This is a genomic window from Enterobacter sp. MGH 24 (assembly GCF_000493015.1).
Taxonomy (GTDB): Bacteria; Pseudomonadota; Gammaproteobacteria; order Enterobacterales; family Enterobacteriaceae; genus Enterobacter.
In genome coordinates, this window is record NZ_KI535657.1 from 1,527,637 (window position 1) to 1,552,598 (window position 24,962).

Genomic DNA, 24,962 nt, shown 5'->3' on the forward strand with positions numbered 1-24,962 from the left:
GATTATCCGTTTTTTTAGTTTCGGCGGGCAAATTCTAAGCATTTAGGCCAGGTAAAGCTATCTCTTATGCCAGATACCGTTTCAAACGGAAATAACGTCGACCCAGCCGCCAGCGCAGACGCGGACTTTTTGCACTTTTCCAGATGAGTTTCCAGATGCCTGTTTCGAAGAACTCTTTGATAATCATTGATTTCTTCTTCTCATCCTTCATGTTGTCGAAGGTGTGAATAATTCCCAGCCCCTCTTTGGCAATTTGCCAGTGGCAGGCAGGGATCCCTTTCACTTTATCCGGGTAACGCTGATTGATGGCATCGAGCAGCTGCAGGATTTTCATGTAGTGACGCGCGGAGCGAATCAGCGTGTCGTCATTGTCCGGCATATGGGACACCGATGCAGAGTGAATATAGTAGTCGTAATAACGCTCGCTGGTGTACTGAACCCGCTCTGCTGCGAGCAGCACTTCGGTGGTCCACGGGATATCCTGATGGCGCAGGCCGGGTTCGAAATGGAAACTGTGTTTACGGATAAAGTCGTGGCGGTAGATGTTTAACCAGGTGACGTGAAGGAATTTACGCGAATCCAGCGCCATTTTTAACCACGCCGGGCCAGCCATGACCCCTGTCGAAGCCAGCTTGTCTTCAGGGAAGATCGGGCGTGAGGGTTTCTTGTTGTTCTCCCAGACGTAGTTCCCGTTACAGGTGGCGACATCCAGATCCTGCGTGACGGCCATATCCAGCAGGCGCTGGTACATGCCGGGTTTAAAGACATCATCAATATCCGGGAAAGAGAGATATTGACCCGTCGCAACGGCCAGACCGGTGTTACGCGCGATGGATACGCCCTGGTTTTGCTGTTCTATAACCTGCATCTGCGGCAGTTTTTCTCGCCAGTTTTCGACGATCTCCATCGAGCGGTCAGTAGAGCCATCATTGACAATGATGACTTCCATGCTGTCGATGCGTTGATTCACAAGGCAGGTAAAGAACTGATCCAGGAAAGCTTCACCGTTATAAACGGCAACCACCACGCTCAACAATGGGGCTGAATTTTGCATAAGAAACCTGATTATTTTTGATTGTCGACCAGAGCAATATATTGCTGGCAAATGGCACTGATACCAAACGACGCGATGGTTGCATCGCCAACGACCGGCGGGGCGGTATAAATCTCCGCCAGCGTTTTTGCCAGTGACGCGTCATTTAACTCTGCCAGCCCGCGCGCTAAGGGTCCGGTAAGGATTTCGGCGGGGCCACCGGGGCAATTTGTACTGACCGGTGGCGTCTGGCAGATAATGGCTTCGACCAGCACATTACCAAAACCTTCACAGTCAGAACTTAACACTAAAAGCCGTGCCCCTTTAATCCAGGGATAGGGATTGGAATCGAACGGGCGGAAAACCGTTTTGTTTTCAATCCCCAGCTCGACAGCCAGCTGCTTGAGTTTTTGAATTTGCGCTTCGGAACCATTGCCCATCATGACCAGCGTTGTGTCAATTTTACTCAGGGCGAACGCACGTAAAAGGCGGTCGTGGCGTTTGTGCTCATGGAAGCGGCCAACATGAATGATGTAATCCTTGCCCTGCATCTCGAAGGGAGCATCCGCCAGACGCTGAATTTCAGGAATATCGAAAGGATTGTGGATAACCGCTTTGCGTCGAAGATTGAGTGCCAGCGTCTCGGAAAGATCTTTCAACACGGCGCCTGAGACGGCGACAACGTTACGGTTTTCGTAGGTATGACGAATTTTAAGGTGTTTAAACCAGCGTGAAAGTCCGCGGCGATGGCGAAGATAGGAGAACGAGAACATGCCGTGCACGCAGAACCAGACTTTGTCACGTTCCAGCGCGCGGCAGTGCGCCACAATGCGATCTGTTTTGTGCAAATGAGAGAAAACCACATCAAATTTGCCGCTGCGCTCAGCCCGTTCAATCGCCTGATCCAGCAGGCGGGCGCGGCGTGGGATCTCCGTCAGCTTTCGCCACGGTTTTTTACATGTGTCCTGAACAACCTGATAATCGATGCCTTCCGGGATGGCGTAGTCGCACACTTTCCGCAGAGAGAATAGAGAGACCTGATGCCCCATTTCTATTAACCCACGGGAGAGTGTAAGAACCGTTTTTTCAGCTCCTCCACCGGGTAAACCATCAATAATCATTAGGATGCGCATTTTTAATCCAGTAATTTTTGATAAAGCGAAATAAGCTGACTTGACAGTTTTTCAGGCGTGGCGTCTTTTACACGTTCACGTGCCGCTCGTCCCATATTGTTATTTTTTTCCAGAGAAGGGATGGCTGCTACCGCTTCCTTCAATGTACTGATATCAAGTGCGTCACAGTAAAATCCGTTCTGGCCTTGTTGAATAAATTCTGCACCACCGCAACTTTCTGAAGTAATGACGGGCAAGCCGCAGGCCATCGCTTCAAGAATGACGTTAGGAAAGGGATCATACAGCGTTGGCAACAGTAAACCATCGGATAGCTGATAAAAAGGCAGAGTTTCTTTTTGCACCCCCAGGAAACGGATTTGCCCCTCGCAGCCTAACGAACGGGCGAGGTCGCGATAACGGCTTTCTGCTTTATCTTGTCCAACGACAATCAGCCAGGCTGATGTTCCCGCGATAGCGCGTATGGCGCTGGTCAATCCTTTTCGTTCAAACCCTGAGCCTACGAAGCAGAATATTACGGCATCGGTTGGCAAGCCAAACTGCTGGCGTAGTGCAAAACGCTGCGACTCTTCAGCCGGAACGAAGCGGGCGGAGTCTATTGAATTATAAATCACATGTATTTTTTTTGCGTCAATATCAAAGTCTTCAACGATTTCGCGTTTGATCATCTCCGCATTACAAATCACCGCTTTTAACTCGGGCGCCTGGTACATTTCACGTTCGGCATGCATCACGTAGCGGTGATAACGGTCGAGCATCAACATTTTCGCGCGCCAGGCGGGCAGAATGCGCGCGCGCTGCAGCAGCCAGCGTTGATGGACGCCATCGCCAGCGCGGTAAATGTCGCAGCCCGGAATACGCTCGTGGCTTTGCACAATATCAAACTGCTGTTGTTGCCAGAGCGCACGGGCAGCATGGGCAAACCCGCGTTCGCGGCTAATTCGCCCCCATTTGCGCGGGTCACAAATATGGATATGCCAGTCGTCCTGCTTCTCGCCCTGCCATTCGCGGGTGATGACGTTGAGTTCAAGGTTCTGATTGCTCAGCGCGGTGAGAGCACGCGAAACGAAGCGTTCCGCTCCGCCATCAGGACGATACTTTTGGCGAACAATGGCCAGACGATGGTGTTTCATGACAGATATCTCCTTGCGGCGGAGACGACAGCATCAACGGGAATGGCGTCGAGATAGCGCTCTTTCGTTTTGGTATCAACGGCATCCGGATCGGGGAGCGGGCCATAATCGCCGGCCCAGATCACTTCCCCTTTAACCTGCCACGGTGACCAGAACGTCAGTTTTGATGGGCCAAACAATGCCACGCAGGGCGTTTGCAGCGCGGCGGCCATATGCATCGGCACGGAGTCGACACCAATAAACAGTGAGGCGTGATCGATAAGCGACGCCAGTTGACGCAGCGTCAACTGGCCCGCCAGCGAAACGACACCGGTTTTCGGTGCAGCAGCGAGAATACGATCGATCATCGCCAGCTCTTTTTTATCCGGCCCCGCGGTGAGCACAACCGTATGACCATCCTGCTGCAGTGCAGTAATGGTCTGCGCCATTTTGTCTTCGCTCCAGCATTTAAAGAACCAGCGGGACGTCGGCTGGATCACGATATAGCGCTCGCCTACACCCGACTGCGTCAGTCTTTGACGGGCATAATCCCAGTCTTCCGCGGCGTAGGCCATGGTAACGGCAGGCTGCGGCGCGACCGGTAATGGCGCCAAAATGGAGAGATTTTGTTCGACCGTATGCAGGGATTTATGGCCGTCGACAGAGACCAGATCGGTATGGCAAAAACGCCAGAATGCACTTTTGCGTTTGTTGAATGCGAATCCGAGGCGAACGGGGGCACCGGTGAAACGGGTGACGATCGCGCTACGCCATTGATCGGCCAGGTTAATGACCAGATGATAATGCTGATTTCTTAACGCACACAGCAACTGCCACTCTTTTTGAAGATGCTTCAGCGTGCCCAGCTGCTTCCATTTACGATCGATTCCATAAATTGTACCGATCGCCGGATGCGCGGCGAGCATATCGCGTGTTTCTTCATACAGCAGGACATCGATCTGCGCCTGGGGCCATTTTTGACGTAACGAATCAATGACGGGAGTGGTCAGCAACATGTCGCCATGATGGCGGAGTTTGATAAGTAAAATGCGCAAATCAGGTGTGTCAGGTAAGTTATTCATCATCATCTTATCGGCGTTGTACTGATGGCAATTCTAATAGACCTGATAGCGACTTGCACTCTTTCTCCATAATCTCAGTAATTTCCCAGGAAGGGTTTACTCATGCTTTGGAGAGTGCGTAACATAGCGCTAACTTTCCTGTCTTGCGGACTCATTATGAACAAACCAGCGTTTATCATCACAATTGATACTGAGGGCGATAATCTCTGGCAAAATCACCGCGCCATTAAAACGGAAAACGCGCGCTATCTGGCGCGGTTCCAGACGCTTTGTGAGCGTTTCGGCTTTAAGCCCGTGTGGCTGACCAATTACGAGATGGCGATCGAACCCATTTTCATTGAATTCGCCAGGGACGCGATCGCCCGCGGTCAGGGGGAGGTGGGGATGCACCTTCACGCATGGAATAGCCCGCCGGAACACGATCTCACAGGAGATGACTGGCGCTGGCAGCCTTATTTGATTGAGTTTTCGGATGAGGTTATGCGTGAGAAAGTGCTGTTCATGACCCACCTGCTGGAAGAGACATTCCAGACCAAAATGTTAAGCCACCGTGCCGGGCGTTGGGCATTTGATAGCCGCTATGCAAAATTGCTCGTTGAACTGGGTTATCAGGTAGATTGTTCCGTGACGCCGCGGGTGAACTGGCGCAATGCGAAAGGCGCCCCGCAGGGTAATGGCGGAACGAATTATCAGCATTTCCCCGACCACGCCTATTTTATGGATTTAGATAATATTTCCCGGGCGGGCAATAGCCCATTGCTCGAAGTGCCGATGAGCATTCAGTATAAACACCCGGCCTGGTTGAACACGATCAAACAGGGTTACGATCGGCTTCGCGGTAAATACCGCTCCCCCTCTGTGAACTGGCTAAGACCGTCCGGTGGGAATGCGGCACAAATGATTCAGGTCGCACAGCAGTGCCTCTCTCAGGGAAGTGAGTACGTGGAGTTTATGCTTCATTCGTCGGAATTTATGCCTGGCGGAAGCCCCACGTTTAAGGATGAGGCGGCGATTGAAGGGTTGTATCAGGATTTAGAAACGCTCTTTAGCTGGTTATCCGATAAGACGGTGGGGATGACGCTGGCGGAGTTTTATGAATACAAGAAAAAATAATGCCCGCGACGCGGGCATTATCATTAACGTTGCCTGGTTTGCGAAAAAGGTGTACTCAGTGCAAACACGGTGACAAAGAAAATTAAGGCTTCTGAGCTCAATAGTATGACGTCCGTCAGGCCATAGAGTAATAAAAGAAGCATGGTTGTCAGCAGCAGGCCATTTCTGTTTTTAAGCGCGTAAGCGATCATCGAAATATAGAAAAAGAATAATATCGCTAGTCCTGGGATCCCCTGCAGAGAATATTTTTCGATAAACTCATTGTGCAGATGTATCCTAAGAAATCCGAGTGCGGAGACCAGGTGGGGATGTCCCTCTTTAACATAATGCTGTGTCCAAACCTCGCGATCTTCAATTGACTGCCCTAGCGGGTGAGAAAGTCCGTTCTGAATACCGACTATCCACATGGAAAAACGCGCGCCAAGTGACGTGGCGTCGTAGCCTTTTTGGTATCTTTCCAGTTCCATCTGCGTTTGATCTATCTTTGGCGAGATCAAGGGTTTGTAACTAACAATAACAATACCCGCCACGATACATGAGAAAATTAGCATCGATTTAAGATGAATTCTTCTGAAGTGGTAAAGTGTCAGCACAATCGCCAGAAGCAAATATAGCCCCATTGCGGCGCGTGTTCCTGTAAAAAGGATGACAAACCAGGAAATTAAGATGGTGAGACCCGCGACAACATACAATTTTCTGTTTTTTTGAAGATAAAGACTGTATACCAGCGCCAGTGACAGTACAGAGTAAACATAGGCCGAAACGGTAGGGCGATTTATGGCCATCTCAACACGATCCACACCCTGCGTCGCCTGCCACAAGCCATAACCTGTGGCGAGGACAAACCCCGCACTTACCGCAAACAGGAAATACTTCTGGAAAGAGGTTTTATCGACGTAACTTTTAAACCGGTCAAGGTAGAAAACGAGAATGCTCGCTAAAATCAGTTTCTTACTGGCACCAAGATAATCGCTATAAGCGTTTAAACCTTCGCTATGATATTCATACACCATATACCAGATAAGGTTGAGCAACCCTACCAGCAAAATGGGTAATGCGATAGAAAAGGGACGCAGTGTGATTTTTTTATATTCGCAAGCTAAACCGATAATACTGGCATAAATTGCAATATAGAAAAATTCCCGTTGCTTACCTGAACTCAGCAGCGCCAGCGCAAGCGCAATAAGGCTCAAAACCAGCGTAAGCTGATAAAGCCGCAGTTTTACTTTTTCCATAATGCTTCAATGACCCTTTTTTTGTAGCTGAAACGTACATCTCTGGAGAAGAAGAAAGAGAAACAATAAAGTGCGTTTACCCGCTGTTTCACCAGTTTTAGTTGCAGGTCGGTCAGATGCTGCCGGTGATTACTGTAGATGTCAAACCAGTGACAATGAACAAGATGCTTAAAAGAACCAGGGAATGTTTTTTCCATATGTAATGTGCAATCAATCAACGTCGCGATTTTGGTGGCATCGAGTCGGCTCGATAAACTGTCGCTACGTTTGATGTAATAATAGTGTCCCTGACGCTGATAGACTATTTTACTCGATTGCATCAACATGTCGGGAAATACGGCGAAATCTTCATAGCAGACCATCGAAGGAATCGGGTTGCTTACGTACAATTTCCGATGAATGAACTGCCCGATGAGATGTGCCTGAAAATCTTTGTGCTGCAGGAACCGCTTTATTGCCTCATGTTGTGACAAAGCAACAGGAGAGAACCCCTGCCAGTCGGCGGTGATTTTTTGGGTATCACGAATTTCCAGCAGGCGCGTCAGTAGCATATCAGGGCGCTCTGTTTGGAGGTATGCCACGGCATCCCGGATGCTGCCCGGTTTCATTCGGTCATCGCTATCCAGCATGGTAATGTATTCACCTGAGGCCAGCGAGACGGCACTGTTTCTAACATGACCAACGTTACGGTACTCAACGTATCGGGATTGCGCATTCGGAAACGTTGGCAGCCATGACTCAATAATATCCTGTGTTGAGTCATCGGAACTGTCATTAAAGATAATGATCTCTACATCATCGCCCGCATCATCAATCGCGTTTTGCAGGCTTTCCAGGGTTGCGTGTAGCGTATCTTTGGCGTTATGCGCGGCAATAATGATGCTTAGAAAAGCCATAATAATTAGTTTCCCAGAGCATCAAAGGTATTTGCGGTTGCGTTAATTGCTGGCAACTCGCAAATGAAATGTTTGAGGTCACGTAGCGATTCGTCTGTTACAGCGAAGAGTTCTTCCCGGCTCTGTGAGAAGTAATATCGTGTTTCAAAAACATATGAGCAAATGTTGGCATCATTACCAATCAGCAATACGTTGCCCAGCGGACGCTGTTCATAGTGGCAGCAAGGCCCGAACAGTAAGATCACCGGCACCCCGACTGCATCGGCAATGTAGACATTCCCCGAATCAGATGCGATATAGCAATCCATTTTAGAAATGGCCCACGGCAACTCTTCGAGCGAGATTTTGCCAATCATATTAATAAAGTTGGGCAGTTCACCATAATCGCGGGTGATATCATCCATCCACGATTGTTCATTCGGGGCGCCAAAGACATAAAATTCGCAGGGCAGGTCCGCGAGACGATCGGCAATTTGCTTCCAGATGACCGGCGGAACGGTTTTCGCTTTGTTCCCGGCGGCTACGCTGATGCCAATGCGGATCACGCCGGGTTTATCGAGGATTGCCGGATAGGTCGCGGGTTTGAACAGTGGCTTTGTAGCGTGCTTTGGCGAGTCCTGCCAGGTTAAGTTGCGGTCGGCCAGTTTTAGATAGTTCGTGACTGACAGCGTCTTTCTACCGTGTTCAACAGTACCGTCTGCCGTTGCATAGAAAATCCCGTGATACCATCTGCGCGTGTAAATGCTTAAAAATTGTTTGTTTTTAGCATTACAAACGGAGGCAAAAAAGAGGTTCACGCTGTTAGGCTGCAGAAGATAGACATTGTCATAGCGGTTCATGATCCGGCAGGCAAAGACCAGCTTTCGCCACAGGTTACGCTTATGCTGCTCGATAAAAAAAATCTCGTCGATCGTCTCATCATGCTTCGCCAATGCACCCACGCTACGACTGACGAGCACGTCGCTTTTTTGCAGGTATGCCAGGAGGGGCGTGGCATTAACAAAATCGCCGATTTTTGCCGTCTGAATGACCAGGTTTTTACCTGTCTCTTTGCGGAACAGCTTCCGGATAAGTTTCACCGGAAAGAGTAAAATCAGCAGAAATACGTAACTCATGCGTTAGATATCCCTGTTGGAAAGCCAACGGCTGCCCTGTAAAAATGAAAAAATAGCATCTGCGCTGATATCCTTCGTTTGCTGGGTCGGGCTGACCATCTGATGCTGGTTTTTACCGTAACCCCCGATCAATCCAGGATCGGTCGGACCAAAAATCGTAATATTCGGACGATCCAGCGCCGCGGTTAAATGACTTAAGCCTGTATCAACGGAAACAACAGCATTCGCCCCCGCCAACTGCGCTGCAACTTCCGCCAGCGTGAGTTTCGGCAATACCTCGACGTGCGCAAAGCCTGCAGCCAGACGCTCTGCTCGCTGCCGCTCATGTTCAGCGCCCCAGGGCAGTTTAATATGGATGCCGGTGGGTTGCATTAGTTCAATCAGGCTTCGCCAGTGCGTTTCCGGCCAGTGTTTATCGTCGCGCGTTGTGGCATGCAGGAAGACAAGATAAGGCTGAGCAGAGGGATCTGTATTGCGCAAAAAGTGCTGCGCAATGGCGTAGTCGCCCTGGGTTTCCGGTTTCGCATAGCCCAGGCTTTTTGCAAACAGCTCGCGGGTCCGTTCGACGGCGTGCTGCTGCTTTGCGATGTGGTGGCGGCGGTTATAGAACAGGCTCGCCAGCGGTTCGCGGGCGGTATGCCAGTCCATACCGTGCTTTACGCCGTGTGCCAGACGCGTCACCAGCGCGGCGCTTTTCACCAGCCCCTGGGCGTCGATGATAGCGTCGTAGTGCTGTGCCTGCACCGCCTCGCGGAAGGCTTTGCGTTCGGCTTTAATCGGCGCGGAGAACCACGCTTTGCGCCAGCGGCGTATCGCCACCGGGATCACGCGGTCAACCGCTTCATGCCAGGTGGGGATTTGCGCGAAGCCTTCTTCCACCACCCAGTCAAAACGAATGCCGGGAACGGCCCGCATGGCATCCGTCAGTGACGGCAGCGTATGCAGAACATCGCCCATCGAAGAAGTTTTAACGATCAGTACCCGCATTCGTTATCCTTCTTCGCTCAACAGCAGTGCGTTGAGTTCTTCGAGCACGCGTGCTGGCGTAATATCGATCAGGCTCTGATGGTAGCCTTCTGCGGCATCGCCTTTGCGCACTTTGTGGTAGCCGGTGATCAGGCGGATGACGCGCGCTTTATGAGAAAGCGGGGGCGTGAAGTCCGGGCTACTTGGGCCATATAGCGCCACCAGCGGGCGGTTGAGCGCGGCAGCGACGTGCATCAGGCCAGAGTCGTTGCTGACCACAGCCTTACAGGCCGCAATCAGAATAACCGCCTGTTCAAGCTGCGTTTCTCCCGCCAGGTTGCGGCACCAGGCCTGCTGTTCATTACTGAGCGTGGCGAGAATTTCGTTGCCAGCCTCGTGGTCTTTTGCCGAACCGAAAAGGACAATCTGGTAGCCTTCGTCAATCAGCTGTTTCGCCAGCTCCGCGTAGTGGTAGTGCGGCCAGCGTTTTGCCGGGCCGAACTCGGCGCCGGGGCAGAAGCCTATCATCGGACGTTCAGACGAAAGGCCAAACGCGTTGCAGGCCTGGGATTTTTCACCGTCGTTAACCTGAAGCTGTGGCCAGAGCAGCGGCTGCGGCAGGTCTTTCGCACTGCGCATCACGCCTTTGTCGTAGGCCAGCGCCACGTAGCGCTCCACCATCAGCGGCCAGGCCGCTTTATCCAGCACCCGTGCATCGTTCAGCAGGCCGTAGCGCATTTCGCCGCGCCAGCCGGTGCGATGTGGGATGCCCGCAAAAAAGGGCACCAGGGCGGATTTAAAGGAGTTGGGCAGGACATACGCCCGATCGTAGCGCTTATCGCGCAGGCTATGACCGAGCTTGCGGCGTTCGCCGATTTCCAGCGCCCCGTGGCCAAGCGGCATCGGGATGGCTTCATTCACTTCCGGCATTCGCGACAACAGCGGACGGCACCATGCGGGTGCCATCACGTCGATTATCGCCTGGGGATAGCGCGCCTTGAGCGTGCGATAGAGACTTTGCGACATCATCATGTCGCCCACCCATGACGGGCCGATCACCAGAATCTTCATACTTATGCGTCGCGGTTCAGCCAGGCCATATATTCCGTTACGCCCTCGGCAACGGTCTTGAACGGCTTGTCGTAGCCCGCGGCGCGCAGGTTGGTCAGATCGGCCTGCGTGAACGCCTGATAACGGCCTTTCAGCTTGTCAGGGAACGGGATGTACTCAATGCTGCCTTTTTTGTGATATGCCAGCGTTGCGTCTGCCACCGCCTGGAAGGATTCCGCGCGGCCGGTACCGAGGTTGAAGATGCCGGATACGCCATTTTCCCAGAACCACAGGTTCACTGCGGCAACATCGCCCACGTAAACGAAGTCGCGCTTAAAGCCGTCGCTGCCTTCGAACAGTTTTGGACTTTCGCCGTTGTTCAACTGGGTGTTCAGGTGGAACGCTACGCTTGCCATGCTGCCTTTGTGGCCTTCGCGCGGTCCGTAGACGTTGAAGTAGCGGAAGCCGACGATCTGCGAGTTCGCTTCTGGCAGAACCTGACGCACGTATTCGTCAAACAGGAACTTAGAATAACCGTAGACGTTCAGCGGCTGCTCATATTCGCGGGACTCGATGAAGTCCGAGGTGCGGCCGCCGTAGGTTGCCGCGGAGGAGGCGTACAGGAACGGAATTTCACGCTCCAGGCAGTAGTGCAGGATCTCTTTAGAGTACTGATAGTTATTGTCCATCATGTACTTGCCGTCCCACTCGGTGGTGGAAGAGCACGCACCTTCGTGGAAGATGGCTTCGATCTCGCCGAACTCTTCGCCTGCCATAATCTGGATAAGGAAGTCTTCTTTATCCATGTAGTCAGCGATGTTCAGATCCACCAGGTTAACGAACTTGGTGCCGTCTTTCAGGTTGTCAACCACCAGGATGTCGGTGATGCCTTTGTCATTGAGAGCCTTAACAATATTGCTGCCGATAAAGCCCGCGCCGCCGGTAACGATGATCATAACTGTAACCTTTGAAGTGTGGAGCCCGGGGACAATCCCGGACGCTAATGTCTCTATCATATCATTAGTATGGCTGCCCTTCAGCCATTCACCTTCACAGCGCAGGGGTACGCGTGATTTATGCTGCAAAAACGACAAGAGATGACGTGTCATCTCGTCATGAACTATAGGTTTGGGTAATATGTCCCGAAATTTGCCGAGTCTGGAGAATTGCAATGCGTGGTGATTTTTACAAACAGTTAAACAGCGACCTCGACACCGCACGTGCGGAAGGGTTGTTCAAGGAAGAGCGTATTATCACGTCTGCCCAGCAGGCGGACATCACCGTTGCCGACGGCAGCCATGTGATCAACTTTTGTGCGAACAACTACTTAGGTCTTGCGAATCACCCTGAGCTTATTGCCGCTGCAAAAAACGGCATGGATACCCACGGTTTCGGCATGGCCTCCGTACGCTTTATCTGCGGTACGCAGGACAGCCACAAGCAGCTTGAGCAAAAGCTGGCGAGCTTCCTCGGAATGGAAGACGCGATTCTGTACTCCTCCTGCTTTGACGCCAACGGCGGTCTGTTTGAGACCCTGCTTGGCGCAGAAGATGCGATTATCTCCGACGCCCTGAACCACGCCTCCATCATCGACGGCGTACGCCTGTGCAAAGCGAAGCGTTTCCGCTACGCCAACAACGACATGGTCGAGCTGGAAGCGCGTCTGAAAGAGGCCCGTGAAGCGGGCGCTCGCCACGTGCTGATCGCCACCGACGGCGTGTTCTCCATGGACGGCGTGATCGCCAACCTGAAGGGCGTGTGCGACCTGGCGGATAAATACGACGCGCTGGTGATGGTCGATGACTCTCACGCGGTCGGTTTTGTCGGCGAAAACGGCCGCGGTTCCCACGAATACTGTGACATGATGGGCCGCGTGGACATCATCACCGGTACGCTGGGCAAAGCGCTCGGCGGCGCGTCCGGCGGCTATACCGCCGCGCGTAAAGAGGTGGTTGAGTGGCTGCGCCAGCGCTCTCGCCCGTATCTGTTTTCTAACTCCCTGGCACCGGCGATTGTTGCCGCCTCCATCAAAGTGCTGGAGATGGTGGAGTCCGGCGCTGAGCTGCGCGACCGCCTGTGGTCCAACGCCCGTCTGTTCCGTGAAAAAATGAGCGCCGCAGGCTTCACCCTGGCCGGTGCTGACCACGCGATCATCCCGGTGATGCTGGGCGATGCGGTCGTGGCGCAGCAATTTGCCCGCGAACTGCAGAAAGAAGGGATTTACGTCACCGGGTTCTTCTTCCCGGTGGTGCCAAAAGGTCAGGCGCGTATCCGCACCCAGATGTCTGCGGCGCATACGCCTGAACAAATTGAACGTGCGGTGGAAGCCTTTACCCGCATCGGTAAACAGCTGGGCGTCATTGCCTGAGGACGTATGATGAAAGCGTTATCCAAACTGAAAGCGGAAGAAGGGATTTGGATGACCGACGTGCCGGAACCGGAAGTCGGTCATAACGATCTGCTGATCAAAATTCGTAAAACGGCTATCTGCGGTACTGACGTTCACATCTATAACTGGGACCAGTGGTCGCAGAAAACCATTCCGGTACCGATGGTTGTCGGTCACGAATATGTCGGCGAAGTGGTGGGTATCGGCCAGGAAGTCAAAGGCTTCAAAATTGGCGACCGCGTCTCCGGTGAAGGCCATATTACCTGCGGTCACTGCCGTAACTGCCGCGGCGGACGTACGCACCTGTGCCGTAATACCGTTGGCGTGGGCGTAAACCGTCCGGGCTGCTTCGCGGAATACCTGGTGATCCCGGCGTTTAACGCGTTCAAAATCCCCGACAATATCTCTGACGATCTGGCCTCCATTTTTGACCCGTTCGGCAACGCGGTGCACACGGCGCTCTCCTTCGACCTGGTCGGTGAAGATGTGCTGGTCTCCGGCGCGGGCCCAATCGGCATTATGGCCGCTGCTGTGGCGAAACACGTGGGTGCGCGCAACGTTGTGATTACCGACGTGAACGAATACCGTCTGTCGCTGGCGCGCAAAATGGGCGTCACCCGCGCGGTAGATGTCTCGAAAGAGAGCCTGAGCGATGTAATGGAAGAGCTGGGCATGACCGAAGGCTTTGACGTGGGTCTGGAGATGTCCGGCGCGCCACCGGCGTTCCGCACCATGCTCGACACCATGAACCACGGCGGCCGTATCGCGATGCTGGGTATCCCGCCGTCAGATATGTCTATCGACTGGAACAAAGTCATCTTCAAAGGGCTGTTCATCAAGGGCATTTATGGCCGCGAGATGTTCGAGACCTGGTACAAGATGGCGGCGCTGATCCAGTCCGGTCTGGATCTGTCCCCGATTATTACTCATCGTTTCTCCATTGATGAGTTCCAGCAGGGCTTTGACGCGATGCGTTCCGGCCAGTCAGGGAAAGTGATCCTGAGCTGGGATAAATAATCAAAAAGGGGCCTGAGGCCCCTTTTTTCATTGATTCTTTTTCTCTTCATCCGTCAGGTAACGCACCTTGCGGGTGTAGTCCTGACCTTTGAACAACAGTTTGTTATCCGGCGATTCAAGATACTTCTGCCATTCGGAGAGTGGGAAACCGCCGTGCGCGCCAATCACCTCTTTCGGTACAACGGCTTCCTGACCGCCAATCTTCTTGGAGACCGGCCAGTTCATCCAGTCACCCAGGTTAACCGTTTTTAAATCCAGCATGTCCAGCAGTGCGGCGAGGGGTAATTGATCGGTCGGCGGCTGCGTATCGTCCATCAGCTCCCAGGTATCCTGGAACAGCGTCAGCCACAGCGGGCAGATACGGCGCCAGGTTTTTTTGGTTGCCGCAAGAAACGCGCCGTTAACGTGATCGACCAGATACGGGCGTACCGTCTCTTTGTAATACGCCGGAACTTTCTCCGCTGGCGCACCGTCCAGCTTGGCAATCATTTTGCCCTGACGGAAGCTGGAGTAGATGTGCATATCGGCCATATTGATCTCGGGCATCTTGAGCAGGTTGAGATCGGAATCGATCATCAATATGCCTTCACCGCGCGCCTGCAGCGGGGCGTTAAGCTTCACCAGACGGCTGAGGTAGATCTGCTTATAGCGGTAACCTTCCTCACGAACCGGAAGATTAAGCGTCACGACGCGGGTTTTAGGCGGCAGTACCCCAAAAGCGGATTCAGGCTGATCGCTGACGATGACGATTTCGCTCACCCCGGTGGCATAACGTTCCGCGAAGGTGGCAGAGAGTAATGCCTCTTCGACGAAATCTGCGCCGGTACACGGAATCACAATAGACTCCACCGCAGCAAGTGCGCCCGTCACGGGCAGAGAGCTATAAGGAATGTTGTGTCGCCCAGTGATATGACGATAGCGAGCATTAAGAAATTTAAACATAGTTATCTCGTTTGGTTAGTGCGCGCCAAGCACGGCTTCGACACCGCTGACATAGTTTTCGATGGCATAGGTATGACAGACGTTCTGGTATGCAGCCGCAGCCAGTCGCGCCCGCAGATCCGCATCTGCCCAGATATTGTCCAGATGCCGGGCAAGCTGTGAAACATCGCTCCAGGGGAAGAGCAGCCCTGTCGAATCATGGTCAATCAACTCCGCCGTGCCGGTCACCTGAGAGCCAATAACGGGGATATTGAGAAGCATCGCTTCCAGCACCACGCGCGGCAGCCCCTCGCTTTTTGAGGCCAGAATAAAGGCGTCAAACGTAGCGAGGTAATCAAACGGGGTATTCTGAAAACCGGTGAAGATGACGCGGGATTCAATTCCCAGCGCTTGGGCCTGTTCCGCTAACGCGCGGCGTTCGGCACCTTCGCCGACCAGCACCATTTTCCATTTCGCCTGGGGATGCTTCTGGCTGAACTGCGCCAGCGCCTCCAGCGTGTGGTGGTTGGCTTTGCGAGGGATTAACGACCCAATACTGCCGAACACAAACGTGTCGTCATCGATGTTCAGGCGCTGGCGCATCGCGCGTCGGTCAGGTAAAGGCTGGTGGATGTCGATGGCATTATTGACCGTCGTACACAGTTCGGGCCGGACGCCATGCTGAAGCAACACGCGTTCAACGCCGTGCGAGACGGCGATGATTTTAGTGGCATGGGCATTAACCAGCTTCACCAGCGGTGGGGTCAAAACAGGTTCAATGCGGCAGTGCTGAATCAACCGCGCCTGCAGTTTTGCCGCCGCGAGATAGCCTTCCTCATTTGAGCCCGGTTGGTTATTCATATAGAGCGTATCGAAACCACCCCGGGTGAAAAGGGTTTCGATTTTGCTGACGTTAGGCCGGATGCGCCACAAAATATCCACATGACGCGTCAATGCCTTGCGGGCGCCGCGTGAGAAAAACAGCAGGCCACGTCCCGCTTCCTTCAGCAATTTGGCCCAGACCGGCTGCTGACGTTGAGGGATCACGATGAGCGGGATCCCGATGCCGTTGAGCACCTGGCCAATTGTCTCACCTTCAGCACGACTATAATCACTGTAAAAACAACAGGTAATATCGAATTTATCGCGATTGATTCGCTTCAGGAGCTCAAGCATACTGTTGGTGCCTCCCCCCCATTCTTTACCCGTGTCCAGGAGGAGAATTTTACTTTTGTGCGGCATGTCTGAATCCGTGTGCTACCCTTCATCTGACTGCATTATAAAGAATCTGTTGAAATAAAATAGATTTTTCTATTTTATTGCGCTTCAGGATTAGACAAATATTCAAACGTGCTTATTTGAAAAGTGTGATTCAGGACTTTAATCGACTCTACTCATTTATATAGTATTAATAATATTAATTTAGGCTGCTATTGAGAGTGGAAAAATGTTTAAAATAACGGTCTGCTTATTAACGTTTAATTCTGAAAGATTATTGCACGACGTTATCCCGCCTCTTTTAAAAATAGCGGATGAGGTTGTTGTGGTCGATTCAGGCAGTACGGACAAAACACGATATATTTGTGAAAGCTTTGGACTACTACCCGTCTATAAAAAATTTGGCTGGCATGGCGAGCAGATGAACCATGCCATATCCTTAGCCAGCAATGACTGGGTCCTGTGCATCGACAGCGACGAAATTCTTGACCAGGAAACGGTTGATGCCATTTTAACGTTAAAAGCAGGCGATGAGCCAGACGCCGGCATGGCATGGCGAATATGCCGCCACTGGTTTGTTCTGGGTGAAGAAGTCCGGACGATCTATCCTGTTTCATCCCCCGATTATCCTGTGCGTCTTTTTAACCGTAAACAGTCCCGGTTTAATAACCGACCGGTAGACGATCAGGTCGAAGGTTTTCTCCGTTGTGCGCGTATTCCGGGCTATGTAAAGCATGATACGTTTCCCACGCTGCATGAACTTTTTAACAAATTAAACTGTTATTCAACCCGCCTGGTCCAACATCAAAAAATACGGCCCTCTATCGGGCGCGGCGTAATCAGCGCCATCGGTGCTTTTTTCAAATGGTATCTGTTTAGCGGTGCCTGGCGTCAGGGCAAAGTGGGGGTGGCAACAGGACTGTATGCTACAGCCTATAGCTTTTTGAAGTATTTCAAATCCTGGTATCAGCATCAGGAGAAAAAAGAGCCCGTTGCTAACGAGCAGACGGACTCTCAGATTGCGAAATAAGCGTCAGGCTTTCTTACCCCATCCCTGCCACTGCTGCTGGACGTATTTCACCAGCGTGCTGTTGCTGATGCTGTCTCCGATGACGGAGAAGAAGCGGGTCGCATAGACCGGCTCAAGCGGTTGCTTCGGTGCGCAGCGCTTCACGCCGCGGAACGGATTACGCGGTGCAGTCGGGACGGGCTGCGCAGAGTTCGGTGTGGAGGTATCCACCTGCGGCTCGTTCAGCAGATCGCTCGGACGCACCAGCGTGATATCGGAAGGCAAGGTCGGCAGCATCTGCTGCAGGACGCGAACGGTAGACGGGTGCGGGTGACCGATGGCAATGGCTGAGCCATTACGCCGGGCCAGCTGTACCGCGCGATTGAACTGTACGCGAATATCGGCGTCGTTCTGGGTATCATCCAGGAACACCTTGCGCTTAATGACTTTTACGCCCGTTCCCTGAGCGGCACGCATCGCCTGGCTGTTGCCGATGGTCATGCTGTCGAGGAAGTAGAGGTTGTAGCGCTCCAGCGCCTGCATTACCTTCAGCATCCCGTACAGACTCGATGTCATCGCGCTGCCCATATGGTTGTTCAGCCCTACGGCATACGGCACTTTGTTGTAGGCGTCGCGGATGATGCGCTCGATCTCCTCGCTGCTCATATCCGGGCGGAGGGTATCTTTTTCCAGCGGCTGCTTGCTGAGCGGTGCCATCGGCAGGTGGATAAGAACCTGATGGCCAGTATTGTGGGCTTTGGTCGCCATCTCGCGCGCGTGGGGGGCATTCGGAAGGACGGCGACAGAGATGGCCGACGGCATCGCCAGCACCTGATTTTCATAGTGTGGACGATAACCGAAGTCATCAATCACGATAGCGAGTTTACCTGCATATACCGGTGCAGCCAACGCCAGCGCGCTGACGACGGAGAAAACCAATCGACGAAATTGAAGCAAAACTTATCTTCCCAACCACGGCTGTGGATTGACCGCCTGACCCTGGCGACGAATTTCGAAATAGAGTGACGGGCGGCCCTGACCGCCACTGCTGCCCACAAGGGCGATGGGTTGGCCTGCGCGCACCTGCGTGCCGACGCTGACCAGCGCGCTCTGGTTGTAGCCGTAAAGGCTCATGTCACCTTTACCGTGTTCGACCACCACCACCAGTCCGTAACCCTGCAGCCAGTCGGCCAGAATCACGCGGCCATCGGCGATGGCTTTCACTTCGCTACCTTCAGACGCACCGATAACGATCCCTTTCCAACGTAGCTCACCCTGCAGCTGTTCGCCATAGCGATGCAGAATTGAACCGCGAACGGGCCAGAAAGCCTGACCGCGAGGAGAGCCCAAACCGCCGGTACGCGACATCAGGGAACGTTCGCTCTCGCTTGGCTTGTAGGTAGTCCCTTTGCGGGACGCTTCCTGCTGCTTGTCGCGAATGGCCTGCGCCTCGCGCGCCTCTTTTTCGGCGCGCGCTTTCGCCGCCGCTTCCGCACGGGCGATGCTGTTACGCAGTTTTGATTCGTTGGCGCGCATTTCGCTCAGCTGGCTTTGACCTTCCTGAATGGAGGATTCAAGGCCGGAAAGGGTTTTCTTACGCTCGTTGCGAGCCTGCTCAAGCTTCGCCTGCTGGGCCTGCTGATCGTAAAGCAGCGTCTGCTGCTGGCTCTGCTTCTCTTCCAGCTCGGCTTTTTGCGTGGAGACTTCTTCGCGCGTCTGCTTCAGCTGCGCGATCGTCTCCTGACGCGCCTGGTTGAGATAGCCAAAGTAGGCCTGCAGGCGCTGGCCGCGCTGGCTCTCTTCGCCGCTGAGGATCAGTTGGAGTCCGGTATGTTCACCCTGGCGGAATGCGGCATCAAGCTGTGCGGCAAGATTGCGCTCCTGCGCATCACGCTGGCGCTCCAGTTTTGCAATCGACGCGTTCATCTCGTCGATCTGTTTATTCAACTGGGCGAGGGTGTTTTGCGTTTCACGGAGTTTACGCGTGGCGGCGGAGATCGCCTCTTCCTGCTGCTTAAGCTGGGCGAGCAGGGCGGAGCGCTGCTGCTGCTGCTGGCGTACCGCACGCTCTTTGGCGGCGATATCGGCCTGAATGGATTTCAGCTGGTCGCGATCATCCGCGTGGGCGGATGCGGCGCACAGCAATACGCCAGCGCTGAGTGCGCTGGCGTAAAACAGAGGTCTGACTGATAACCTAAGCGGCTTCACGACCCATGTGATTGAAAAAATCGCCTTTCCCCTCATGGGGAGCGATTATTCCACGATGAACAGCGGCTTACCAGTCATCTCTTCAGGGATCGGCATACCCATCAGCGACAGCATGGTTGGCGCGATGTCAGAAAGCTTGCCGCCTTCCACTGCTTTCAGTGATTTATCACCTACATAAATCAGCGGCACAGGCAGGTTGGTATGGGCCGTGTGCGCCTGGCCGGTCGCCGGGTCGCGCATCTGTTCAGCGTTACCATGGTCAGCGGTGATCAGCAGCTGGCCGCCAACGGATTCAACCGCTTTTGCTACCTGCTCAACGCAGTTGTCCAGCGCTTCAACCGCTTTCACTGCCGCTTCCATCACCCCGGTATGCCCCACCATATCGCCGTTTGGGTAGTTGCAGATGATGGTGTCGTACTTACCGCTCTCGATGGCCGCAACCAGTTTTTCCGTCAGTTCGGCAGAGCTCATTTCTGGCTGCAGATCGTAGGTGGCGACTTTCGGAGAGTTGATCAGAATGCGGTCTTCGCCTTTGAACGGCTCTTCAACGCCGCCGTTAAAGAAGAAGGTCACGTGTGCATATTTTTCAGTTTCGGAAATACGCAGCTGCGTTTTATCGTTCTTCGCCATCCACTCACCGAAGGTGTTGGCCAGCGATGCTGGTGGATACGCGCAAGGCGCTTTGATGTCTGCCGCGTATTCGGTCAGTTGGATGAAGTCCAGTTTTACCACTTTCTTGCGGGCAAAACCGTCGAAGTCGCTGTTGACGAACGCACGGGTGATTTCGCGCGCGCGGTCAGCGCGGAAGTTCATGAAGATCAGCGCGTCGCCATCTTCCATGGTGGCATCAGCCTGGCCTTCAGCACGGATCACGGACGCTTTCACGAATTCGTCGTTTTCATCACGTGCGTATGCGGCTTCCAGGGCTTCAACGGCGGTCGCGAACTGGAACTCACCTTTGGCCAGGGTCATCAGGTCATAAGCCTGTTCAACGCGATCCCAGCGGTTGTCTCGGTCCATGGCGTAGTAACGGCCAATGATGGACGCTACGCGGCCTTTACCCAGCGCGGCGAATTTCTCTTCGAAGGCTTGCAGAGAGCCTTTTGCGCTGCGTGGTGGCGTATCGCGCCCGTCCAGGAAGGCGTGCAGATAGATTTTTTCCGCACCGCGCTCGGCGGCCAGTTCAACCATCGCCATGATGTGATCTTCGTGGCTATGAACGCCACCCGCAGAGAGCAGGCCCATGATGTGTACGGCCTTGCCAGCGGCAACGGCTTTATCGACCGCGCCAGACAGCGTTGGGTTGGAGAAGAAGGTGCGTTCTTTGATTTCAACGTCCAGACGCGTCAGATCCTGATACACAATACGCCCGGCGCCCAGGTTTACGTGACCGACTTCGGAGTTGCCCATCTGGCGGTCCGGCAGGCCCACTTCCAGGCCAGACGCGTCAATCAGCGTATGCGGACGTTTCGCCCACAGGGCATCCATGACCGGGGTTTTGGCGTTGAAAATAGCGTTATCCTGGCTATCTTCACGGTAGCCATAGCCATCCAGAATCACCAGTACCATAGGTTTTTTAGAAACCGACATTGCGACAACCTCATGCTCAAGAGTCAAAATTTGCGTAATTTTACTACAGCTGAATCGATCAAATAGCCGCAGAAGATCAAAGAAAGCGCAGGGGCAAGGTGCTGACCAGACCATTTTGAGGCATTTTTTTAGGTGGCATGCCGCAGAAAATGGATTAGGTTATGGTCGCTGGCTGTATTTGCCAGAACGCACAGGTATACTCCTGTCCTGGTTTTTTTTATCACTTAGTCGGGAGTAGTTACCCTCCATGCAAGAAATTATGCAATTCGTTAGCCGCCATCCGGTTCTGAGCATCGCGTGGATTGGCCTGCTGGCTGCTGTGCTGTTCACCACATTTAAGAGCCTGACGTCTAAAATTAAGGTTATCACCCGTGGTGAAGCGACGCGTCTGATCAACAAAGAAGATGCCGTCGTGGTCGATCTGCGTCAGCGTGACGATTTCCGTAAAGGTCACATTGCGGGCGCAATCAACCTGCTGCCAGCTGAAATCAAAGCGAACAACGTCGGCGAGCTTGAGAAACATAAAGCCCAGCCGATTATCGTTGTTGATGCGACCGGCATGCAGGCACAGGAATCTGCCAGCGCGCTTCATAAAGCAGGCTTCGAAAACGTAACGGTGCTGAAAGAAGGTATTTCCGGCTGGAGCGGGGAAAATCTTCCTTTGGTACGCGGTAAATAAGGAGTTCAGTCATGGCCAATATTGAGATCTATACCAAAGCGACGTGCCCGTTCTGTCATCGTGCGAAAGCGCTGCTGAACAGCAAAGGCGTCACGTTCCAGGAACTGCCGATTGACGGTGACGCGATTAAACGCGAAGAGATGATCAAACGTAGTGGTCGTACGACGGTTCCGCAGATTTTTATTGATGCGCAGCACATTGGCGGCTGTGATGACTTGTATGCGCTCGACGCCCGTGGTGGACTCGATCCGCTGCTGAGCTAAGAGACTTTAGGACAATTAAAAAGGGTATTTCCATGTCAGAACAAAACAACACCGAAATGACTTTCCAGATCCAGCGTATCTACACCAAGGACGTCTCTTTCGAAGCGCCAAATGCGCCACATGTTTTCCAGAAAGATTGGCAGCCAGAGGTTAAACTTGATCTGGATACCGCATCTACCCAGCTGGCAGATGACGTGTATGAAGTCGTGCTGCGTGTGACCGTTACCGCGTCTCTGGGCGAAGAAACTGCATTCCTGTGTGAAGTACAGCAGGGCGGCATCTTCTCTATCGGCGGTATCGAAGGCAACCAGATGGCGCATTGCCTGGGTGCGTACTGCCCGAACATTCTGTTCCCGTATGCACGTGAATGCATCACCAGCCTGGTTTCTCGCGGTACATTCCCGCAACTGAACCTTGCGCCAGTTAACTTTGATGCGCTGTTCATGAACTATCTGCAGCAGCAGGCTGGCGAAGGTGCTGAACAACATCAGGATGCCTGATGAGCACTGTTAATGCGTCAATGACTGTGATCGGTGCCGGCTCATACGGCACCGCTCTTGCCATCACGCTGGCAAGAAATGGTCACGAAGTGGTTCTCTGGGGCCACGACCCAAAACATATCGCCACGCTGCAGCGCGACCGTTGCAACGTCGCGTTTCTCCCGGACGTTCCGTTCCCTGACTCCCTGCACCTTGAAAGCGACCTTGCGACCGCGCTGGCGGCCAGCCGCAACATTCTGATTGTGGTCCCGAGCCATGTATTTGGCGACGTGCTCCGTCAGATTAAGCCGCTGATGCGCCCGGATGCGCGCATTGTCTGGGCGACAAAAGGACTGGAGGCCGAAACCGGACGCCTGCTGCAGGACGTTGCCCGCGAAGCGTTGGGTGATGCGATCCCGCTGGCGGTCATCTCCGGCCCGACCTTTGCCAAAGAGCTGGCCGCTGGCCTGCCGACGGCGATTTCGCTGGCCTCTACCGATCAGGCCTTCTCCGACGATCTTCAACAGCTGCTGCACTGCGGCAAGAGCTTCCGCGTCTACAGCAACCCCGATTTTATCGGCGTGCAGCTGGGCGGCGCGGTGAAGAACGTGATTGCGATTGGTGCCGGAATGTCAGACGGCATTGGTTTTGGTGCCAATGCGCGTACGGCGCTGATCACCCGAGGGCTGACGGAAATGTCCCGCCTTGGCGAAGCGCTGGGTGCCGATCCGGCCACCTTTATGGGGATGGCTGGTCTCGGCGACCTGGTGCTGACCTGTACCGACAACCAGTCTCGTAACCGCCGCTTTGGCATGATGCTCGGACAGGGCAGCGATGTAAAAGGCGCGCAGGAGAAGATTGGTCAGGTGGTTGAAGGCTACCGCAATACCAAAGAAGTCCGCGAGTTGGCGCACCGTTTCGGTGTCGAAATGCCAATAACCGAGGAAATTTATCAGGTATTGTATTGCGGAAAAAATGCGCGCGAGGCAGCATTGACCTTATTAGGTCGTGCGCGCAAGGACGAGCGCAGCAGTAACTAGTCGGAACCGTTGTCACCTGAATGACCCAGCCAGCGCAGAACTGGCTGGTCATTAACTATCGTCTGGAGTAAGCAATGCCGTGTGAAGAACTGGATATCGTCTGGAACAATATTAAAGCCGAAGCCCGGGCGCTGGCCGACTGCGAGCCTATGCTGGCCAGTTTCTACCACGCGACGCTACTCAAGCACGAAAATCTTGGCAGCGCGCTGAGCTATATGCTCGCCAATAAGCTCGCTTCCTCGATCATGCCTGCTATTGCCATCCGTGAAGTGGTGGAAGAGGCTTACGCCGCAGACCCGGAAATGATCGCTTCTGCCGCCTGCGATATCCAGGCCGTGCGCACGCGTGACCCGGCGGTCGATAAATACTCTACGCCGCTGCTGTACCTGAAAGGCTTCCACGCCCTGCAGGCTTACCGCATTGGCCACTGGCTGTGGAATGAAGGCCGCCGCGCGCTGGCGATCTTCCTGCAAAACCAGGTTTCCGTGACGTTCCAGGTCGATATTCACCCGGCGGCGAAGATTGGCCGCGGGATCATGCTCGACCACGCCACCGGGATTGTCGTCGGGGAAACGGCGGTCATTGAAGATGACGTCTCGATCCTGCAGTCGGTTACCCTGGGTGGTACCGGTAAAACCAGCGGCGACCGCCATCCGAAAATTCGTGAAGGGGTGATGATTGGCGCGGGTGCCAAGATCCTCGGCAATATCGAAGTCGGGCGCGGCGCGAAGATCGGCGCAGGCTCCGTGGTGCTCCAGCCCGTGCCGCCGCATACCACCGCCGCTGGCGTACCAGCGCGCATCGTCGGTAAACCAGACAGCGATAAGCCGTCCATGGACATGGATCAGCACTTCAACGGCATTCACCATACCTTCGAGTATGGTGACGGCATCTGAGATTTTGCCCGGTGGCGCGGCGCTTACCGGGCTTACCTTAATATGGCGCCCTGGTAACCCAACTGGCGCCAGGCTTCATACACCACCACCGACACCGCGTTCGACAGGTTCATGCTGCGGCTGTCCGGCATCATCGGAATACGGATTTTCTGCTCGGCGGGCAGGGCATCCAGGATCGTGGCCGGCAGGCCGCGGGTTTCCGGGCCAAACATCAGATAGTCACCTGCCTGATAGCTCACGGCGCTATGCGCTGGCGTGCCTTTGGTGGTCAGGGCGAACATGCGCTGCGGCTTCTCTGCTTCCAGAAACGCGGCGTAATCGTGATGGCGAACGACGGCGGTAAATTCATGATAATCCAGCCCTGCGCGACGCAGACGTTTGTCGTCCCAGGTAAAGCCCATCGGCTCAATGATATGCAGACGAAAACCGGTGTTCGCACACAGGCGGATGATATTGCCGGTATTCGGCGGAATTTCTGGTTCGAATAAAACGATGTTAAGCATGCTGCCCCCTTAATTGCG

General features: G+C 53.7%; 25 protein-coding genes. 9 read left to right on the forward strand and 16 right to left on the reverse strand.

All coding sequences use genetic code 11. From position 1 onward, the window contains the following. Positions 1-64: 64 nt before the first annotated feature. The 4 genes from L370_RS14575 to rfaQ are packed head-to-tail and all read right to left on the reverse strand — an operon-like array spanning position 65 to position 4,363. Positions 65-1,054: a glycosyltransferase gene (locus L370_RS14575; protein WP_023334021.1), complete on the reverse strand. Its 990-nt coding sequence runs from the start codon at positions 1,052-1,054 to the stop codon at positions 65-67. An 11-nt stretch (positions 1,055-1,065) separates the two neighbouring features. After that, positions 1,066-2,166 carry a glycosyltransferase gene (locus L370_RS14570; RefSeq protein WP_023334022.1) on the reverse strand — a complete coding sequence of 367 codons (1,101 nt, stop codon included), beginning with the start codon at positions 2,164-2,166 and terminating at the stop codon, positions 1,066-1,068. A 2-nt stretch (positions 2,167-2,168) separates the two neighbouring features. Then, positions 2,169-3,296: a glycosyltransferase family 4 protein gene (locus tag L370_RS14565; protein WP_023334023.1), complete on the reverse strand. Its 1,128-nt coding sequence runs from the start codon at positions 3,294-3,296 to the stop codon at positions 2,169-2,171. Beyond that, positions 3,293-4,363: a putative lipopolysaccharide heptosyltransferase III gene (gene rfaQ / locus L370_RS14560; protein WP_023334024.1), complete on the reverse strand. Its 1,071-nt coding sequence runs from the start codon at positions 4,361-4,363 to the stop codon at positions 3,293-3,295. The genes L370_RS14565 and rfaQ overlap by 4 nt, the downstream gene beginning before the upstream one ends. 150 nt (positions 4,364-4,513) lie before the next feature. Between rfaQ and L370_RS14555 the strand changes: the two genes are divergently transcribed. Next, positions 4,514-5,470, forward strand: a complete 957-nt coding sequence (locus L370_RS14555) for a polysaccharide deacetylase family protein (protein WP_032666557.1) — start codon at positions 4,514-4,516, stop codon at positions 5,468-5,470. A gap of 23 nt (positions 5,471-5,493) precedes the next feature. On the opposite strand, the gene L370_RS14550 is transcribed toward L370_RS14555, so the two are convergent. Genes L370_RS14550 through rfaD form a run of 6 tightly spaced genes read right to left on the reverse strand, consistent with a single transcriptional unit; the run spans position 5,494 to position 11,688 of the window. Beyond that, positions 5,494-6,705 (reverse strand): O-antigen ligase family protein, encoded by a 1,212-nt coding sequence (locus L370_RS14550; RefSeq protein ID WP_023334026.1) that lies wholly within the window; start codon positions 6,703-6,705, stop codon positions 5,494-5,496. After that, a complete protein-coding gene (locus L370_RS14545; protein ID WP_023334027.1) occupies positions 6,693-7,601 on the reverse strand; it encodes a glycosyltransferase family 2 protein in 909 nt (302 codons plus the stop codon). Before L370_RS14545 ends, L370_RS14550 begins: the two co-directional genes overlap by 13 nt. 5 nt (positions 7,602-7,606) lie before the next feature. After that, positions 7,607-8,716, reverse strand: coding sequence for a glycosyltransferase family 9 protein (locus tag L370_RS14540; protein WP_023334028.1), 1,110 nt, complete (start codon positions 8,714-8,716; stop codon positions 7,607-7,609). A 3-nt stretch (positions 8,717-8,719) separates the two neighbouring features. Further along, the gene (gene rfaC / locus L370_RS14535; RefSeq protein WP_023334029.1) at positions 8,720-9,703 is read right to left on the reverse strand and encodes a lipopolysaccharide heptosyltransferase RfaC; all 984 of its coding nucleotides are present in this window, start codon (positions 9,701-9,703) and stop codon (positions 8,720-8,722) included. A 3-nt stretch (positions 9,704-9,706) separates the two neighbouring features. Continuing rightward, on the reverse strand, positions 9,707-10,753 hold the full coding sequence (rfaF, locus tag L370_RS14530; RefSeq protein WP_023334030.1) for an ADP-heptose--LPS heptosyltransferase RfaF: 1,047 nt from the start codon (positions 10,751-10,753) through the stop codon (positions 9,707-9,709). Between the two features lie 2 nt (positions 10,754-10,755). Continuing rightward, positions 10,756-11,688: an ADP-glyceromanno-heptose 6-epimerase gene (rfaD, locus tag L370_RS14525; protein WP_008502707.1), complete on the reverse strand. Its 933-nt coding sequence runs from the start codon at positions 11,686-11,688 to the stop codon at positions 10,756-10,758. Between the two features lie 215 nt (positions 11,689-11,903). Here rfaD and kbl point away from each other — a divergent pair, with 215 nt between their 5' ends. Beyond that, complete coding sequence (gene kbl, locus L370_RS14520; RefSeq protein ID WP_023334031.1) at positions 11,904-13,100, forward strand: glycine C-acetyltransferase; 1,197 nt, start codon at positions 11,904-11,906, stop codon at positions 13,098-13,100. Positions 13,101-13,109: 9 nt separating this feature from the next. Continuing rightward, positions 13,110-14,138 (forward strand): L-threonine 3-dehydrogenase, encoded by a 1,029-nt coding sequence (tdh, locus tag L370_RS14515; RefSeq protein ID WP_023334032.1) that lies wholly within the window; start codon positions 13,110-13,112, stop codon positions 14,136-14,138. Between the two features lie 27 nt (positions 14,139-14,165). Here tdh and L370_RS14510 read toward each other — a convergent pair whose 3' ends face one another. Both L370_RS14510 and L370_RS14505 read right to left on the reverse strand, forming a co-directional pair. Then, positions 14,166-15,080, reverse strand: coding sequence for a hypothetical protein (locus tag L370_RS14510; protein WP_023334033.1), 915 nt, complete (start codon positions 15,078-15,080; stop codon positions 14,166-14,168). 15 nt (positions 15,081-15,095) lie between these two features. Continuing rightward, the gene (locus L370_RS14505) at positions 15,096-16,301 is read right to left on the reverse strand and encodes a glycosyltransferase (protein WP_023334034.1); all 1,206 of its coding nucleotides are present in this window, start codon (positions 16,299-16,301) and stop codon (positions 15,096-15,098) included. Positions 16,302-16,506: 205 nt separating this feature from the next. Here L370_RS14505 and L370_RS14500 point away from each other — a divergent pair, with 205 nt between their 5' ends. Next, the gene (locus L370_RS14500) at positions 16,507-17,307 is read left to right on the forward strand and encodes a glycosyltransferase family 2 protein (RefSeq protein ID WP_023334035.1); all 801 of its coding nucleotides are present in this window, start codon (positions 16,507-16,509) and stop codon (positions 17,305-17,307) included. Between the two features lie 3 nt (positions 17,308-17,310). On the opposite strand, the gene L370_RS14495 is transcribed toward L370_RS14500, so the two are convergent. The 3 genes from L370_RS14495 to gpmM are packed head-to-tail and all read right to left on the reverse strand — an operon-like array spanning position 17,311 to position 21,084. Next, the gene (locus tag L370_RS14495) at positions 17,311-18,243 is read right to left on the reverse strand and encodes a divergent polysaccharide deacetylase family protein (protein WP_032643733.1); all 933 of its coding nucleotides are present in this window, start codon (positions 18,241-18,243) and stop codon (positions 17,311-17,313) included. A 3-nt stretch (positions 18,244-18,246) separates the two neighbouring features. Beyond that, positions 18,247-19,506: a murein hydrolase activator EnvC gene (gene envC / locus L370_RS14490; protein ID WP_255344054.1), complete on the reverse strand. Its 1,260-nt coding sequence runs from the start codon at positions 19,504-19,506 to the stop codon at positions 18,247-18,249. A 33-nt stretch (positions 19,507-19,539) separates the two neighbouring features. Beyond that, positions 19,540-21,084, reverse strand: coding sequence for a 2,3-bisphosphoglycerate-independent phosphoglycerate mutase (gpmM, locus tag L370_RS14485; RefSeq protein WP_023334038.1), 1,545 nt, complete (start codon positions 21,082-21,084; stop codon positions 19,540-19,542). Positions 21,085-21,331: 247 nt separating this feature from the next. Here gpmM and L370_RS14480 point away from each other — a divergent pair, with 247 nt between their 5' ends. From L370_RS14480 to cysE, 5 genes are all read left to right on the forward strand, one after another. Next, positions 21,332-21,763 (forward strand): rhodanese-like domain-containing protein, encoded by a 432-nt coding sequence (locus tag L370_RS14480; RefSeq protein ID WP_023309913.1) that lies wholly within the window; start codon positions 21,332-21,334, stop codon positions 21,761-21,763. An 11-nt stretch (positions 21,764-21,774) separates the two neighbouring features. Continuing rightward, the gene (gene grxC, locus L370_RS14475) at positions 21,775-22,026 is read left to right on the forward strand and encodes a glutaredoxin 3 (protein WP_023309914.1); all 252 of its coding nucleotides are present in this window, start codon (positions 21,775-21,777) and stop codon (positions 22,024-22,026) included. 32 nt (positions 22,027-22,058) lie between these two features. Beyond that, positions 22,059-22,526: a protein-export chaperone SecB gene (secB, locus tag L370_RS14470; RefSeq protein ID WP_003860835.1), complete on the forward strand. Its 468-nt coding sequence runs from the start codon at positions 22,059-22,061 to the stop codon at positions 22,524-22,526. After that, on the forward strand, positions 22,526-23,545 hold the full coding sequence (gene gpsA / locus L370_RS14465; protein WP_023334039.1) for an NAD(P)H-dependent glycerol-3-phosphate dehydrogenase: 1,020 nt from the start codon (positions 22,526-22,528) through the stop codon (positions 23,543-23,545). The genes secB and gpsA overlap by 1 nt, the downstream gene beginning before the upstream one ends. Before the next feature lie 74 nt (positions 23,546-23,619). Then, a complete protein-coding gene (gene cysE / locus L370_RS14460; protein ID WP_008502718.1) occupies positions 23,620-24,441 on the forward strand; it encodes a serine O-acetyltransferase in 822 nt (273 codons plus the stop codon). Positions 24,442-24,473: 32 nt separating this feature from the next. On the opposite strand, the gene trmL is transcribed toward cysE, so the two are convergent. Then, complete coding sequence (trmL, locus tag L370_RS14455; protein WP_023334040.1) at positions 24,474-24,944, reverse strand: tRNA (uridine(34)/cytosine(34)/5-carboxymethylaminomethyluridine(34)-2'-O)-methyltransferase TrmL; 471 nt, start codon at positions 24,942-24,944, stop codon at positions 24,474-24,476. Between the last annotated feature and the right edge of the window lie 18 nt (positions 24,945-24,962).